This is a genomic window from Maritalea mobilis (assembly GCF_019800885.1).
GTDB lineage: Bacteria > Pseudomonadota > Alphaproteobacteria > Rhodobacterales > Rhodobacteraceae > Roseibacterium > Roseibacterium beibuensis.
This window is the reverse complement of record NZ_JAHVKE010000004.1, coordinates 197,682-212,218: the sequence shown is the minus strand read 5'-3', so window position 1 is coordinate 212,218 and position 14,537 is coordinate 197,682. Positions and strand designations below refer to the sequence as shown.

14 protein-coding genes and 1 riboswitch are annotated in these 14,537 nt (G+C 65.7%); of the genes, 8 read left to right on the top strand and 6 right to left on the bottom strand.

The features are described 5' to 3' along the window. Nucleotides 1–6 precede the first annotated feature (6 nt). Complete coding sequence (gcvH, locus tag KUV65_RS15430; protein ID WP_222191616.1) at nt 7–369, bottom strand: glycine cleavage system protein GcvH; 363 nt, start codon at nt 367–369, stop codon at nt 7–9. A gap of 42 nt (nt 370–411) precedes the next feature. Further along, entirely contained in the window at nt 412–1,536 is a 1,125-nt protein-coding gene (gene gcvT / locus KUV65_RS15425; RefSeq protein WP_222191615.1) for a glycine cleavage system aminomethyltransferase GcvT, read from the bottom strand. A gap of 141 nt (nt 1,537–1,677) precedes the next feature. Next, a riboswitch (glycine riboswitch) is annotated at nt 1,678–1,778 on the bottom strand. A 77-nt stretch (nt 1,779–1,855) separates the two neighbouring features. Here gcvT and KUV65_RS15420 point away from each other — a divergent pair. From KUV65_RS15420 to KUV65_RS15410, 3 genes are all read left to right on the top strand, one after another. Next, nucleotides 1,856–2,434 (top strand): gamma-glutamylcyclotransferase family protein, encoded by a 579-nt coding sequence (locus KUV65_RS15420; protein ID WP_222191614.1) that lies wholly within the window; start codon nt 1,856–1,858, stop codon nt 2,432–2,434. 277 nt (nt 2,435–2,711) lie between these two features. Further along, on the top strand, nt 2,712–4,112 hold the full coding sequence (locus KUV65_RS15415) for a selenium-binding family protein (RefSeq protein WP_222191613.1): 1,401 nt from the start codon (nt 2,712–2,714) through the stop codon (nt 4,110–4,112). 81 nt (nt 4,113–4,193) lie between these two features. Beyond that, on the top strand, nt 4,194–4,775 hold the full coding sequence (locus KUV65_RS15410) for a hypothetical protein (protein ID WP_261331829.1): 582 nt from the start codon (nt 4,194–4,196) through the stop codon (nt 4,773–4,775). Nucleotides 4,776–5,005: 230 nt separating this feature from the next. Here the strand turns inward: KUV65_RS15410 and gltX are convergent, their stop codons facing one another. Further along, nucleotides 5,006–6,328: a glutamate--tRNA ligase gene (gltX, locus tag KUV65_RS15405; RefSeq protein ID WP_222191611.1), complete on the bottom strand. Its 1,323-nt coding sequence runs from the start codon at nt 6,326–6,328 to the stop codon at nt 5,006–5,008. 67 nt (nt 6,329–6,395) lie between these two features. Between gltX and KUV65_RS15400 the strand changes: the two genes are divergently transcribed. After that, nucleotides 6,396–6,812 (top strand): metallopeptidase family protein, encoded by a 417-nt coding sequence (locus KUV65_RS15400; protein ID WP_222191610.1) that lies wholly within the window; start codon nt 6,396–6,398, stop codon nt 6,810–6,812. Nucleotides 6,813–6,970: 158 nt separating this feature from the next. On the opposite strand, the gene wrbA is transcribed toward KUV65_RS15400, so the two are convergent. The 3 genes from wrbA to KUV65_RS15385 form a co-directional block, all read right to left on the bottom strand. After that, the gene (wrbA, locus tag KUV65_RS15395) at nt 6,971–7,561 is read right to left on the bottom strand and encodes an NAD(P)H:quinone oxidoreductase (RefSeq protein WP_222191609.1); all 591 of its coding nucleotides are present in this window, start codon (nt 7,559–7,561) and stop codon (nt 6,971–6,973) included. 138 nt (nt 7,562–7,699) lie between these two features. Continuing rightward, a complete protein-coding gene (locus tag KUV65_RS15390; protein WP_222191608.1) occupies nt 7,700–9,235 on the bottom strand; it encodes a cryptochrome/photolyase family protein in 1,536 nt (511 codons plus the stop codon). Further along, the gene (locus tag KUV65_RS15385; protein ID WP_222191607.1) at nt 9,232–9,897 is read right to left on the bottom strand and encodes an SDR family NAD(P)-dependent oxidoreductase; all 666 of its coding nucleotides are present in this window, start codon (nt 9,895–9,897) and stop codon (nt 9,232–9,234) included. Before KUV65_RS15385 ends, KUV65_RS15390 begins: the two co-directional genes overlap by 4 nt. 270 nt (nt 9,898–10,167) lie before the next feature. Here KUV65_RS15385 and KUV65_RS15380 point away from each other — a divergent pair, with 270 nt between their 5' ends. The 4 genes from KUV65_RS15380 to KUV65_RS15365 all read left to right on the top strand — a co-directional run bounded on the left by KUV65_RS15380 (nt 10,168) and on the right by KUV65_RS15365 (nt 14,523). After that, a complete protein-coding gene (locus KUV65_RS15380) occupies nt 10,168–11,730 on the top strand; it encodes a 2-isopropylmalate synthase (protein WP_222191606.1) in 1,563 nt (520 codons plus the stop codon). Nucleotides 11,731–11,948: 218 nt separating this feature from the next. Then, nucleotides 11,949–12,989: a rod shape-determining protein gene (locus KUV65_RS15375; protein WP_222191605.1), complete on the top strand. Its 1,041-nt coding sequence runs from the start codon at nt 11,949–11,951 to the stop codon at nt 12,987–12,989. A 47-nt stretch (nt 12,990–13,036) separates the two neighbouring features. Further along, on the top strand, nt 13,037–13,996 hold the full coding sequence (gene mreC / locus KUV65_RS15370) for a rod shape-determining protein MreC (RefSeq protein WP_222191604.1): 960 nt from the start codon (nt 13,037–13,039) through the stop codon (nt 13,994–13,996). Further along, a complete protein-coding gene (locus KUV65_RS15365) occupies nt 13,993–14,523 on the top strand; it encodes a hypothetical protein (protein ID WP_222191603.1) in 531 nt (176 codons plus the stop codon). Before mreC ends, KUV65_RS15365 begins: the two co-directional genes overlap by 4 nt. The last annotated feature ends 14 nt before the right edge of the window (nt 14,524–14,537 follow it).

The window sequence follows — 14,537 nt, the reverse complement described above, 5'->3', positions numbered from 1 at the left end:
TGCGGATCACTCGCCGATGTGATCCTTGTACTCGTCCTCGGTCATGAAGTCGTCCAGCGCGGCCATGTCGTCGATCTTGATCTTGAAGAACCACGCCTCTCCGGTCGGGTCCTCGTTCACGAGGCCGGGGTTGTCGGCCAGCGTCTCGTTCACCTCGACGATTTCGCCATCCAGCGGGGCCACGATGTCTGAGGCCGCCTTGACGCTTTCGATCACCACGATCTCGTCGCCCTTGGCGACCTGCGTCTCGACCTCGGGCAGTTCGACGAACACCACGTCGCCCAATTGCGTCGCGGCATGTTCGGTGATGCCGACGACGATCACGTCACCATCGGGGCGGAGCCATTCATGATCTTCGGTAAACTTCATCTGTCCCTCATCTGGCTTGGGGGTTGAGGCAAAAAGGATCTGTCAGCGTTTGTAGCCGGGTGTCACGAAAGGCAGCCTGGCCTGCGCGGCCGGCAGGCGCTTGCCCCGCACCTCGCCCCAGAGCGGGGCGTCAGCGGGCACGGCGGCATCGATCAGGGCCAGCGCAACAGGCTGGCCCAACGAGGGGCCGAACCCGCCCGAGGTGACGATGCCCACCTGCGCGCCGCCCTCGGCGCTGTCGAAAACGGGGGTGCCGGCCCGCATCGGCGCACGCCCCTCGGGCAGCAGGCCCGTGCGGCGGCGCGGCGCGCCATTGCAAAGCTGGCCGAGGATCACCTCGGCCCCGGGGAAGCCCCCGGCGCGGGCGCCGCCCGCGCGGCGGACCTTCTGGATCGCCCAGCCCTGCCCGGCCTCGACCGGCGAAATCCCGGGCGTCATTTCCTGCCCGTAAAGCGGCAGGCCCGCCTCGAGCCGCAGCGAATCGCGGGCGCCAAGACCGATGGGCGCCACCCGGTCATCGGCCAGAAGCGCGCGGGCGAAAGCCTCGGCCATGTCGGCGGGCACGGAGATTTCGAACCCGTCTTCGCCCGTGTAGCCCGAGCGCGAGAGCCACAGTGCCGCGCCCTGCCATTCGATCACGGCCACGTCCATGAAGCGCATACCCGTGACACCCGGCAGCAGCTCGGCCAGGGCGGCCTCGGCCAGCGGCCCTTGCAGCGCCAGAAGCGCGCGGTCGGTGATCTCCTCGACCCCGTCGATATGGGCGCGCAGATGGGCGATGTCGGCGTCACGGCAGGCCGCATTGACGACAAGGAACAGGTCGTCGGCGCGGCGCGCGATCATCAGGTCATCCAGAACGCCGCCCGTCTCGTTGGTGAAGAACGCGTAGCGCTGGCGGCCTTGCGCAAGGCCCAATACATCCACCGGCACAAGGGTTTCCAGCGCGGCATCAGCGGCCAAGGGCAGGCGCAGCTGCCCCATATGGCTGACGTCGAACAGCCCGGCCTTCTCGCGGCACCAAAGGTGCTCGGCCATGACCCCGGCGGCGAATTGCACCGGCATCTCCCACCCGGCGAAGGGCACGAATTTCGCCCCCTGCTCGGCATGGAGCGCCTTGAGCGGCAGTTCCGTCAGATCGGCCCCGGTCGCGGTCCCCGTATCGGCCATGTCGCCCCCAATCTCCCCGGGACGCACCCGGCATCGTTTCCCAAGGCGCCGTTGCGCCCGTCCGATGCCCCCTCTGTCCCTTCGCCTGAGATCGTTATCCCTTCGGCGGACGCGGCGATGCGCGCCTCTCTCCAGAGTCTTGGTCCGCAACAGGTCCCTTTGCCTGAGAGTTTACCGGGGCGGTTGCTCCTTCGGCCCTGGCCCCGGTGTTCTGCGGTGCCAGCGTCTCCCTCTCGCGGATGCGGGGCACAATAGCGGGAATGCGCGCCCTCGCAAGGGGCCTTGCACAGACTCGACGCATTGGGCCACAGATACGACCATGTCCGACAGCACCCCTGACCCGTTCTTCTTCGGCTATGGCAGCCTCGTGAACCGTGCGACCCACGATTTCCCCAACCCCGCGAAGGCGCGGGTGACGGGATGGGCGCGGACGTGGAAACGCACGCGGCTGCGGCAGGTGGCGTTTCTGACCGCCATGCGCGAGGACGGCGCCGAGATCGAGGGGCTGATCGCCGCCGTCCCCAGCGCGGACTGGGCGGCGCTGGATGCCCGCGAATACGCCTATGACCGCCACGCGGTCGAGCGCATCGATCATGATCACCCCGCCCCGGTCTCGGTGCAGATCTACGCCACCAAGCCCGAGCATCACACCGACGGGTCCGAGGAACACCCGATCCTTCTCAGCTATCTCGACACGGTGGTGCAGGGCTACCTGCGCGAGTTCGGGGAAGCGGGCGCGCGGCGGTTTTTCGAGACGACGCATGGCTGGGAGGCCCCCGTCTTCGACGACCGGAGAGAGCCGATCTACCCCCGCCACCAGACGCTTTCGATCGACGAAACCCTCTTCGTGGACGACGCCCTGCGGACCCTCGGCGTGCGGCGGCTGACCCGCCTTTAGGCGGACGGAAAACGCGCGTTTTCCGGGCCGTTTTCCTCGAGGAAAACGGCGCGACGCCCCGGCGGGCACGCCGGATTTCACGGGCGACGCCTCCGGTTCGGTGGTGATGCCGCAAATGCCTGCCATGCCCCCAAGGCGGCCACGGGACGACCTGTGGCTCGGGCCACCCCGCATCGAAACGTTTACCGGGCCCACAGATTCGTGCCACGCTATGCCTCAAGGTGTCGCAGAGCACCCCGAGCAGTGCATGAAAACACTGGCCTGGGAGGAGCCGACCATGAACCTGAGACCCGACCCCACGTTCCACGCGACCCCGAAGCTTGCCATGGAGGCGCCGGCGGAAACGCTCGCCTTCACGCTGATGCTCAGTCCCGACGGCTCGCAGCCCGATGGCCTGGCCGTCGTGGATGTCGACCCGTCGTCCAAGACCTACGGGCAGATCGTCCACCAGCTCATCATGCCCAACAAGGGCGACGAGTTTCACCACTTCGGCTGGAACGCCTGTTCCTCGGCGCTCTCACCACTGACAGGTCACGCGTTTCTTGAACGCCGCTATCTCATCATTCCCGGCATCCGGTCCTCGCGGATTTACGTCATCGACGTGAGGGAACCGCGCGAGGCAAAGATCCACAAGATCATCGAACCCGAAGAGGTCTTCGCCAGGACCGGCTATTCCCGCCCGCATACCATCCATTGCGGGCCCGAGGGCATCTACGTGTCCACGCTCGGCGGTGGCGGCGCGGACGGCACCGATGGACCGCCGGGTATCTTCATCATGGATTGCGAGACCTTCGAGATCCTCGGCCGCTACGAGATGGACCGGGGCGAGCAGGACAAGCATTACGATTTCTGGTGGAACCTGCCGCGCGATTACATGGTGAGTTCCGAATGGGGCCTGCCGCCGCAATTCGAGAACGGCATCGTCGCCGAAGACCTGCTGTCGAACAAATACGGCCACAAGATCCATTTCTGGAACCTGCGTGAACGCCGCAACGTGCAGACCATCGACCTCGGGGCCAACCACCAGATGGCGCTGGAAATCCGGCCCGCACACGATCCGGCCAAGGATTACGGGTTCTGCGGGGTCGTCGTCGACGCCACCAACCTGCAAGGCGCGATCTTCACGTGGTGGCAAAAGGACGATGGCAGCTTCGAGGCGAAGAAAACGATCACTATCGACCCGCGCCCCGAGAAAGCCGAGAACCTTCCGCCGCTTTTGCAGGGGTTCGAGGCGGTGCCGCCGCTGGTGACCGACATCGACCTCAGCCTCGACGACAAGTACCTTTACGTCGCCTGCTGGGGCCTGGGCGAAATGCACCAATATGATGTCTCGGACCCGATGAACCCCAAGCTCGCCGGCAAGGTCGAGATCGGCGGGATCGCGCGGGGGACGAAACACCCCAACGGCAAGGACTTTGCCTACGGGCCGCAGATGGTCGAGATCAGCCGCGACGGTAAACGCGTCTACTGGACCAACTCGCTCTATTCGACCTGGGACGACCAGTTCTATCCCGGGGACGAGGGCGGCCAGATGGTGATGGCCAATGTCGGCGAGGGCGGAGGGCTGGAACTCGACACCGATTTCTACATCGAGTTCCCGAAAGGCTACCGAAGCCACCAGATCCGCCTCGAAGGGGGTGACTGTTCGACCGACAGCTTCTGTTACCCCTCCGTTTGACGCGTGGAGGGCGTCGATACGGCAACGGCCCTGTGGTGGGCCGTTGTCGCCTCAGGCATTTATCACGGGGTCAATCCCGGCATGGGCTGGCCCCTGGCGGTTTCCGCCGCGTTGATGGATCGCAACGAAGGGAGCCTCTTCAAGGCGCTGCTGGCGCTGGCGGGGGGGCACCTCCTTGCGATGGCCGCGATCCTGTTTCCCTTCACGGCCCTTCTGTTCCTGGCCGAGTGGCAAAGGGAGATCCAGATCGGCGCGGCCTGCCTCGTCATCGCGCTTGGCCTTTACCTTCTGGTCAATCGCCGGCACCCGCGATTTCTCGCCCGGGTGCCGCCGTCGCGGCTTGCGCTGTGGTCTTTCCTCGCAGCGATGGCCCATGGCGCGGGGCTGATGCTGGTGCCGATCTACCTTGGCATCTGCCGAACGATCGAAACCGATGCGGGGCACGCGGCGGCCTCTGAACTCATGACCGGCAACGCCAGTGTCGCCGTGGCGGTCGCGGTGTCGCATACCCTGGCCATGACGGTGTCGGGCGGGGCGATCGCATACGGCGTTTACCGTTGGCTCGGCTTGCGCTTCCTGTCGAAAGGCTGGTTCAACCTGGACATCGTATGGGCGCTCAGCCTTGTCCTGGTGGGGACGATTTCGCTCGTCTTCGCGCACTAGTCGCGTGGTGAAGGACTCGTTTGCGCGCACCGACTGCTTTCTGCGCGCACGCGGCGTCTGGCGTCTGCCCCGCCTTCAGGCGGGCGGAAAACTCGAGTTTTCCGGGCCGTTTTCCTCGAGGAAAACGGTGGTGCGGTTGGTGGGTGAGCGGCTTTGAGGATTATGTGGACCCTGTTGCACAAAGGCGAAGTCCAGCCGGAAATCGCCCCCGCGCAGCCCGTCGACTCCCGTTAAAGACTGGGCTTCTTCTGCAGAAGGCGCATCACGTCGGCCATTTCCGGGCCGCGTTCCAGCCCCGTCACCGCCTTGCGCAGCGGCATGAACAGGCCCTTGCCCTTGCGGCCGGTCGCTTCCTTGACCGCCGTGGTCCAGTTGGACCAGGTGGTCTCGTCATAGGGCGGCTCGGGCAGCATGTCGAAGGCCTGGGCCACGAACTCGCGGTCCTCGGCGGCGACCAGCGGCGTCGCCCCGTCGCGGAAGAGCGCCCACCAGCCGGGCAGGTCGGCGCGGGTCTCGATATTGGCGCGGGCCACGTCCCAGAAGGTCGGGGCGAGGGGGGCGGGCACGCCCAGCGCGGCGATCTCTTCCTTCACCGTGTCGAAGTCCAGCCCATGCAGGTAGCGCGCCGAAAGGGGCCAGATATCGTCCACATCAAACTTGGTGGGCGCCGAGCCGAAGTGGTCAAGGTCGAAATCCTCGGCCAGTTCGTCGATGGACCCGGCCAGTTCCACCGGCTGCGAGGACCCGATGCGCGCCATGTGCGACAAGAGCGCCATGGGCTCCATCCCCGCCGCGCGCAGGTCACGCAGGGACAGCGTGCCGAGGCGTTTCGACAGCGCCTCGCCCTGCGGGCCGGTCAGAAGCGAATGATGCGCGAAATTCGGTGCGTCATGGCCAAGCGCCGCCATGATCTGGATCTGCGTCGCGGTGTTGGTCACGTGGTCCGAGCCGCGCACGACATGGGTGATGCCCATGTCGGTGTCATCGACGACCGAGGCGATGGTATAAAGCACCTGCCCGTCGGCGCGGATCAGCACCGGGTCCGACACGCTGGCCGCGTCGATGGAGAGCGGGCCGAGGATGCCGTCGTCCCACTCGATCCGCTCGTGATCGAGCTTGAAACGCCAGACGCCGGCGCCACGCTCGGCGCGCAGCTTGGCCTTTTCCTCGTCGCTGAGCCTCAAGGCGGCGCGGTCATAGACCGGCGGCTGACCCATGTTCAGTTGCTTCTTGCGCTTGAGGTCCAGTTCCGTCGGCGTCTCCCACGCCTCGTAGAACCGGCCCTTTTCGCGCAACTCGTCCGCGGCGGCGGCGTAGCGGTCGAGGCGGTCGGACTGACGCTCCAGCCGGTCCCAGGTCAGGCCGAGCCATTCGAGGTCTTCCTGGATCGCGTCGGCATATTCGGGCTTGGAGCGGTCCGGGTCGGTATCGTCGAGGCGCAGGATGAAGGTCCCGCCCGCCTTTTTCGCGATCAGGAAGTTGAACAGCGCGGTGCGCAGGTTGCCGACATGGATGTAGCCGGTGGGCGACGGCGCAAAGCGGGTGACGGTCATCTCGGGGCCTCGTGTTGGAACGCTGCGTCCTCTTTCACATGCGCGCAGCAAAGTCCATAAGTCGGGCATGAGCGAGGGATGGGATATCGCCGATTGGCAGGCGCCCGGGCTGGGCGAGATCGAGGCGCTGGCGCTGGCCACGATCGATGCGCTGCCCGAGGTCTATGCGGGGGCGGCGCGCGCGGTCGTGCTCCGGGTCGAGGAGTTCGCGCCCGAGGACATGCTGCGCGAGATGGAGATGGAGAGCCCGTTCGAGTTGACGGGCCTCTATGACGGCATCCCGCTCACGGAAAAATCGGTGATGGATCAGCCGATGGGGCCGGACACGATCTGGCTGTTCCGGCGTCCGATCCTGGATGAATGGGCGGATCGGGGGAACGTGACCCTCGGCGAGTTGGTCGGCCATGTGCTGGTGCACGAGTTGGCGCATCATTTCGGCTGGTCCGATGACGATATCGCCCGTGTTGACCCCTGGTGGGAATAGACGAGAGGGGTTTCGCCGCGCGTGCCGCGCGTCGACCGGGGAAGCGTCGGGCAGGGCATCGAGCCCTGCCCGGCGCTGGCGCGCTATCGCGCGCGATGCATATTTGAGGGATAAAGATGGGGCGGGTCGGGGCTTTGCCTTGTCCGCCCGCGCCCTTGTCAGACCAGTTTGGCGGTCAACTCCACCTGGCGCTTGGCCTGGTGACGGATGGCAGCCTTGATCTTGTCGTTCACGTCGCCGGCCTGGGTCGAGACACCGTAGGGGTTGCCGCCGGCCTCGAACAGGACCGGGTCGGTGTAGCCCGGAACGGTGAGGATCGCGCCCCAGTGCATCACGGTGGTGTAGAGCGATTGCAGGGTGGTTTCCTGCCCGCCATGCACGTTCTGCGCCGAGGTCATGGCGCTGACCGTCTTGTTGGCGAGCTTGCCTTCCATCCAGAGGGGCCCAAGCGTGTCGATGAAGGCGCGCAGCTGGCTGGCCACGACGCCATACCGGGTGGGCGCGGAAAAGAGGTAGCCGTCGGCCCATTCCATGTCGGCATGGGTGACCTCGGGAATGTCGGCGGTTTTCTCGGCCTGCGCCGCCCAGGCGTCCTGACCTGCCACGACCTCGGCCGGTGCGGTTTCGGGGACGCGCAGCAGGCGCACCTCGGCCCCGGCCTCGCGCGCGGCCTCGGCGGCGATTTCGGCCATTTGGTGGTTGGTGCCGTAGGTCGAGTAATAGATGACGGCGAGCTTCGGTGTGGACATGGGATACCTCCTGTCACGCGTGTGTTTCGTGACACAGGAGCTGTTGCCGCGGCGCGGCGCGATCAACTCCACGCCGGCGCAGGTACCCTGTGACGGGCTGCACAGTGCGAGGGGTATCGTTGTGCGACATGCGGCGATCTAGATGCGGTCGCCCCTGGACATGCGGTCGAGAAATGCCTCGGCGCTGTCGAGCGTGGCCTGACGCTTTTCGTCCGACATGCGCGACCAGGTGCGATACATCTGCGCCATGCGGGGGTTCTTGCCGAAGCGGTCGCGGTGGCGATGCAGGAAGGCCCAGTAGAGGTAGTTGAAAGGGCAGGCCTTTTCGCCCGTCTTGGTGGCCACGTCATAGGCGCAGCCCTTGCAGTAGTTCGACATCTTGTTGATGTAATTGCCGCCCGAGACATAGGGTTTCGAGCCGACGATGCCGCCATCGGCGAACTGGCTCATGCCGATCACGTTCGGGGCCTCGACCCATTCATAGGCATCGGCATAGACGGCGAGATACCATTCATGCACCTCGTGCGGGTCGATCCCTGCGAGGAGTGCGAAATTGCCCGTCACCATCAGGCGCTGGATGTGGTGGGCATAGGCCTCGTCCCTTGTCTGTTCGACGGCCTTGGCGACGCAGAGCATGTCGGTTTGCGCATCCCAGTAGAAACCGGGCAGCTTGCGCTGGTGGTTGAGCCAGTTCCTGCGGGTGTAGTCCGGGCCTTCGCGGAAATAGATGCCGCGCATGTATTCGCGCCAGCCGATGATCTGGCGGATGAAACCCTCGACCGCGTTCAGCGGGGCGTCGCCGTTCTTGTAGGCGTCTTCCGCGGCTTCGCAGATCTCCTGCCACGTCAGCAGGCCCGCGTTCAGGTACATCGAGATGACCGAGTGGTAGAGGAACCGGTTCTCGGCCAGCATGGCATCCTGGTAGTCGCCGAAATCGGGCAGCGCGTTGCGGATGAAATGCGAGAGCGCCTGCCGCGCCTGTACCCGGTCGGTGGCGAACCAGAAGGGGCGGAGGGTGCCGAAATTATTGTCGAAGCGGCGCTCGACGAGGTCCAGCACCTCTTCGACCGTGTCGTCGGGGGTGAACTGCATCGGCCCGCCGAAGGTGATCCTGTCGGGCGCGGGTTTGCGGTTGTCGTGGTCATAGTTCCACTTGCCGCCCTCGGGCTTGTCGGCGTCCATCAGGAGGCCGGTCTTGCGCCGCATCTCGCGGTAGAACCACTCCATCCGCAATTCCTTGCGTCCCTCGGCCCACTCCTCGAACTCCGTGTGGGAGGCGAGGAAGCGCGTGTCGGGAAACTGGTGGACGGGGATGGGGCACTCTTCCAGCGCGGCGATCAGGCGGAACTCGCCCGGTTCCGTGGCCAACACCTCCTTGGCGCCGGTGTCTTGGGCACGGCGGAGAAGCTCGCCGGGGATGGAGCCGGTATTCTGCGCATCATCAAGGCGCGTGTATTCGACCCGCCAGCCGTCCTCGCGCAGTTGCGCCGCGAATTTGCGCATGGCGGCGAAGAGAAAGGCGATCTTCTTGGGGTGGTGCGGAACGTAAGAGGCCTCGTCCGCGACCTCGGCCATCACAACCACGTCACGGGATTTGTTCGCCTCGGCCAGGGCGGACAACTCGGGCGAGAGTTGATCGCCGAGGACGAGGATCAGGCGGGGTGTGTCGCTCACCAGATGATCTCCTTGCCGGCATAGTCGTAGAAACCGCCGGACTGGTCGCCGGTCAGCCGCTCCATCACGTCGCAGAGGTTGCGCGCGGCCTCCTCGGGGGCGAGCTTGCCGTACTTGGGGTCGTAGCCTTCGGTGAAGGGCGTGGCGACTGTGCCCGGGTGCAGCGCGGCCACGATCGCGTCGCGGTGACTGCGTTTCAACTCGATGGCGGCACCGTGCACGATCTGGTTCAGCGCCGCCTTGGATGCGCGGTAGGAATGCCAGCCGCCGATACGGTTGTCGCCGATGGAGCCGACGCGGGCGGTCAGAACGCCGGTGACCGAGCGGCCCTGTTTCGGCAGAAGCCGTGGCAGGTATGACAGCAGATGCGCCACGCCGATGGTGTTGACGGCGAAGGTGCGGGCCATCTGCGCGGGGTCGATGGCCGAAAGCTGTTTTTCGGGGGATGCACCCTCGGGTGCGAGGATGCCGACCGAAACGAAGACCGTCTGGAACGGCCCCTCCAGCCCGCCCATCACGCGCTCGACCGAGGCCGGGTCGGTCACGTCCAATCCATCCTCGGCGCGCGACAGCGCTGTGACATTGCCACCACGGGCGCGCATTTCATCTACCATCGCGCAGCCGATCCCGCCCGAGGCACCTATTACAAGAGCATCAATCATGGCTGGTCAGGTAAGGCGGCGGGCGGGCACGTCCAGTGGCCCGGCAGGTCAAATGCGTTGACCTTCATTTGGGGTTTTCAACGGCGGCGGGATGCGTATTCTCCGCCTCCATGACCACGCAGGCCCATATCACGACCCTCGCCGCCCCCCGCGCGCGGCTTGCCCTGCTTGGCCTGCTTCTCCTTAGCCGCCTCTGAGCGTGCCATTCGGCGCGACCGCTCAGGGGAGGGACAGCGCCGGAGAAACGCACTCAGCTAAGGAAATTCCGAAATGACCGACAAGAACCGTGTCCTGATCTTCGACACCACCCTGCGCGACGGCGAACAGTCGCCCGGCGCGACCATGAGCCATGACGAGAAGCTGGAGATCGCCGCCCTGCTCGACGAGATGGGCGTCGATATCATCGAAGCCGGCTTTCCCATCGCCTCCGAGGGCGATTTCGCCGCCGTTTCCGAGATTGCCGGGCTGGCCAAGAGCGCCACGATCTGCGGCCTCGCACGGGCGAACTTCAAGGATATCGACCGCTGCTGGGACGCGGTGAAACACGCCAAGTCCCCGCGCATTCACACCTTTATCGGCACATCGCCGCAGCACCGGGCCATCCCGAACCTGACGATGGACGAGATGGCCGATCGCATCCATGAGACGGTCACCCATGCCCGCAACCTTTGCGACAACGTGCAATGGTCGCCGATGGATGCCACGCGGACCGAGTGGGATTACCTGTGCCGCGTGGTCGAGATCGCGATCAAGGCAGGGGCCACCACGATCAATATCCCCGACACGGTGGGCTATACCGCCCCGCGTGAAAGCGCCGATCTGATCCGGCGCCTGATCGCCGAGGTGCCGGGCGCGGACGAGGTGGTGTTCGCCACCCATTGCCATAACGACCTGGGCATGGCGACGGCCAACGCGCTGGCGGCGGTCGAGGGCGGCGCACGGCAGATCGAATGCACGATCAACGGCCTGGGCGAGCGCGCGGGCAACACCGCGCTGGAAGAGGTCGTGATGGCGATGCGCGTACGCAGTGACATCATGCCGTTCACCACCGGCATCGACACCACCAAGATCATGCATATCTCGCGCCGGGTTTCGACGGTGTCGGGCTTCAACGTGCAGCCCAACAAGGCCATCGTCGGCAAGAACGCCTTTGCCCATGAGTCCGGCATCCACCAGGACGGGATGCTGAAATCCTCCGACACGTTCGAGATCATGCGCCCCGAAGACGTGGGGCTGGCTGGCACCTCTCTGCCTCTGGGCAAGCATTCGGGCCGCGCCGCGCTGCGCGCTAAGCTGAAGGATCTCGGCTTCGAGATGGTGGATAACCAGCTCAACGACCTGTTCGTGCGGTTCAAGGCGCTGGCCGACCGCAAGAAAGAGGTCTTCGACGACGACCTGATCGCGCTGGTCACCGATGCCGCCGCCGCCGACCAGGCCGATCACCTGGAGTTGAAATTCCTGCGCGTGATCTGCGGCACCGAGGCGCCGCAATCGGCGGACCTGACGTTGCGCGTGGGCAGCGAGGACAAGCAGGTGACCGCGACGGGCGACGGGCCCGTGGACGCCGCCTTCAACGCGGTCAAGGCGCTTTACCCGACCGAGGCGCGGTTGCAGGTCTACCAGGTGCATGCAGTGACCGAAGGCACCGATGCGCAGGCCACCGTTTCGGTTCGGCTGGAAGAGGACGGCCGCATCGCGACGGGTCAGTCGGCTGACACGGACACGGTGGTGGCCAGCGTCAAGGCCTATGTCAACGCGCTCAACCGCCTGAAGGTGCGGCGCGAAAAGTTGGGGTCGGACGTCAAGGAAGTCTCCTACAAGGACGTCGGCTAAGGCCGGGAGCCGAAAAACTCGAGTTTTTCGGGCAGGAAAACTCGAGTTTTCCTGCGCTTCCCTGTCGGCGCCTGTTCTGACGGGAACGGCGAAAACGCGCTGATTGCGCGCGCCACGCCCCCTTGCCGCGCAGGGGGCACGGCGTCTATATGCGACTCTCTATCGGGCGTCCTGCAGACTCAGGGCGCCCGCTTTGAATGAAGTAAGGCAGGATTCTCATGGTCGGCTTGTTGGGCAATCTCTTTTCGTCGGACATGGCGATCGACCTCGGGACGGCGAATACGCTGGTCTACGTCAAGGGGCGCGGCGTCATCCTGAACGAACCGTCGGTCGTGGCCTACCAGGTCAAGGACGGCGTGAAAAAGGCGCTTGCCTTTGGCGAGGATGCCAAGCTGATGCTGGGCCGCACGCCCGGATCCATCCAGGCCATCCGCCCCATGCGCGACGGGGTCATTGCCGACTTCGACGTGGCCGAAGAGATGATCAAGCACTTCATCCGCAAGGTTCACAAGCGCACGACCTTCACCAAGCCCAAGATTATCGTCTGCGTGCCCCATGGCGCGACCCCGGTGGAAAAGCGCGCCATTCGCCAGTCGGTTCTCGGCGCGGGCGCGCGCAAGGCCGGCCTGATCGCGGAACCCATCGCGGCGGCCATCGGCGCGGGCATGCCGATCACCGACCCGACCGGCTCCATGGTCGTCGATATCGGCGGCGGCACGACCGAGGTGGCCGTGCTGTCGCTGGCCGATATCGTCTATGCCCGCTCGGTCCGCGTCGGCGGCGACCGCATGGACGAGGCGATCATCAGCTACCTGCGCCGCCAGCATAACCTCTTGATCGGCGAGGCGACGGCCGAACGCATCAAGACCTCGATCGGCACGGCGCGCATGCCCGATGACGGGCGCGGCGCGTCCATGCGCATCCGGGGCCGCGACCTGCTGAACGGCGTGCCCAAGGAAACCGAGATCAGCCAGGCCCAGGTGGCCGAAGCGCTGGCCGAACCCGTGCAACAGATCTGCGAGGCTGTGATGGGCGCACTCGAAGCGACCCCGCCCGATCTGGCCGCGGACATCGTGGATCGCGGCGTGATGCTGACGGGCGGCGGCGCGCTCCTGGGCGAGTTGGACCTTGCCCTGCGCGAACAGACCGGCCTTGCCATCTCGGTCGCTGACGAAAGCCTGAACTGCGTGGCACTGGGCACCGGCAAGGCGCTGGAGTATGAAAAACTCCTGCGTCACGCCATCGACTACGACAGCTGACCCCCTTGCCCCTGGCCCGCACCCCAAGGTGCGTCTGAAGGAGCGCCATGGCACGCGAACGGTATGACAGCTACGGCAGGCCCGTCCGTCGCCTCGTGCTGGCGGTGCTGATCCTGTTCCTGATCGCCCTGATCCTCGTGTGGCGCATCGACAACCCGCGCGTGGAACGCATGCGCGCCGCCATCGTCGACCGGGTCGTGCCGAACATGGAATGGGCGATGGGGCCGGTGACCGGCCTCGGCCGGATGCTGGACGATTTCCAGAGCTACTCGCGCCTTTTCGAGCAGAACCAGGAATTGCGGCGCGAGTTGCAGCAGATGCGGGCCTGGCGCGAGGCAGCACTGCAACTGGAGCAGGAAAACGCGCGCCTGCTGGACCTGAACCGCGTGCAACTGAACCCGGAACTGACCTTCATCACCGGGATCGTGCTGGCCGACAGCGGCAGCCCGTTCCGACGGTCGGTCCTGCTGAACGTGGGCGCGCGTGACGGCATCCTCGATGGCTGGGCCACGATGGACGGGCTTGGCGTGGTCGGGCGAATCTCAGGCGTGGGCGAGCGCACCGCGCGGGTCCTTCTGCTGACCGATTCCAACAGCCGCATCCCCGTCACCATCCAGCCCTCGGGGCAACAGGCCCTTCTGATGGGCGATAATTCGCAAACGCCGATGCTGGAATTCCTGGAAGCGCCCGAGGATATCAGCGCGGGCGACCGGATCATCACCTCGGGCGATGGCGGGCTGTTTCCGCCGGGCCTTTTGGTGGGGCAGGTCGTCGTGACCTCGGATCGGCGATTGCGCGCCCGATTGGCCGCCGACCTCGCGCGGTTGCGCTTCCTGCGCGTGATGCGCAGCCACCCCGGAACGGCGCTGGACGACCCCGGCGACCTGATCGGCCCGCCCTGGCCCCTGCCCGGCAGCGAACCGGCCGAGGACGTGACCATCATCGAAGATGCGGGTCTGCCCGGCGCGGAGGCCGCCGAATTGGCGCCCGAGGAGGGCGAGCCGTGAGCGCGCCCACCTCGGCCAGCCATATCTGGACCTACCGATTTGTTTTCATTGCACTTTGCGGTGCGATCATCATCGCGCGACTGTTGCCGCTGGGACTGGCCGACGCGGGCCTGCCCGGGCCGGATCTGCTGGTCGCGCTGACCTTCGCGTGGCTGATCCGGCAACCCGCCGTCGTGCCCATCGTGTCGATCCTGATCGTTTTCCTGATCGCCGATTTCCTGCTGCAACGCCCACCCGGCCTGTGGACGCTGATGGTGATCATCGGATCGGAATACCTGCGCCGCCGACGCCTGCAGATGACCGAGTTTCCCTTCCTCGTGGAATGGTCGGCCATCGGGGGCACAATCTTTGCCATGGTGCTGATCGAACGCCTGATCCTTTGGGTTCTGTTCGTCGATCTCGCGCCGCTTGGCCTGACGCTGGCTCACGCAATCGTCACCATCGCGATCTACCCGCTTGTCGTCGCCGTCTCGAAATACCTTTTCCGATTGCGTAAACTCGGACCTGCCGAGCTTGAACCGCTCTGACCGGCAAAGGCCCC

What these genes read in the sequence shown, in the direction of transcription:
- gcvH (WP_222191616.1), bottom strand. Translation starts at nt 369, where the DNA reads ATGAAGTTTACCGAAGATCATGAATGGCTCCGCCCCGATGGTGACGTG.
- gcvT (WP_222191615.1), bottom strand. Translation starts at nt 1,536, where the DNA reads ATGGCCGATACGGGGACCGCGACCGGGGCCGATCTGACGGAACTGCCG.
- KUV65_RS15420 (WP_222191614.1), top strand. Translation starts at nt 1,856, where the DNA reads ATGTCCGACAGCACCCCTGACCCGTTCTTCTTCGGCTATGGCAGCCTC.
- KUV65_RS15415 (WP_222191613.1), top strand. Translation starts at nt 2,712, where the DNA reads ATGAACCTGAGACCCGACCCCACGTTCCACGCGACCCCGAAGCTTGCC.
- KUV65_RS15410 (WP_261331829.1), top strand. Translation starts at nt 4,194, where the DNA reads ATGGGCTGGCCCCTGGCGGTTTCCGCCGCGTTGATGGATCGCAACGAA.
- gltX (WP_222191611.1), bottom strand. Translation starts at nt 6,328, where the DNA reads ATGACCGTCACCCGCTTTGCGCCGTCGCCCACCGGCTACATCCATGTC.
- KUV65_RS15400 (WP_222191610.1), top strand. Translation starts at nt 6,396, where the DNA reads ATGAGCGAGGGATGGGATATCGCCGATTGGCAGGCGCCCGGGCTGGGC.
- wrbA (WP_222191609.1), bottom strand. Translation starts at nt 7,561, where the DNA reads ATGTCCACACCGAAGCTCGCCGTCATCTATTACTCGACCTACGGCACC.
- KUV65_RS15385 (WP_222191607.1), bottom strand. Translation starts at nt 9,897, where the DNA reads ATGATTGATGCTCTTGTAATAGGTGCCTCGGGCGGGATCGGCTGCGCG.
- KUV65_RS15380 (WP_222191606.1), top strand. Translation starts at nt 10,168, where the DNA reads ATGACCGACAAGAACCGTGTCCTGATCTTCGACACCACCCTGCGCGAC.
- KUV65_RS15375 (WP_222191605.1), top strand. Translation starts at nt 11,949, where the DNA reads ATGGTCGGCTTGTTGGGCAATCTCTTTTCGTCGGACATGGCGATCGAC.
- mreC (WP_222191604.1), top strand. Translation starts at nt 13,037, where the DNA reads ATGGCACGCGAACGGTATGACAGCTACGGCAGGCCCGTCCGTCGCCTC.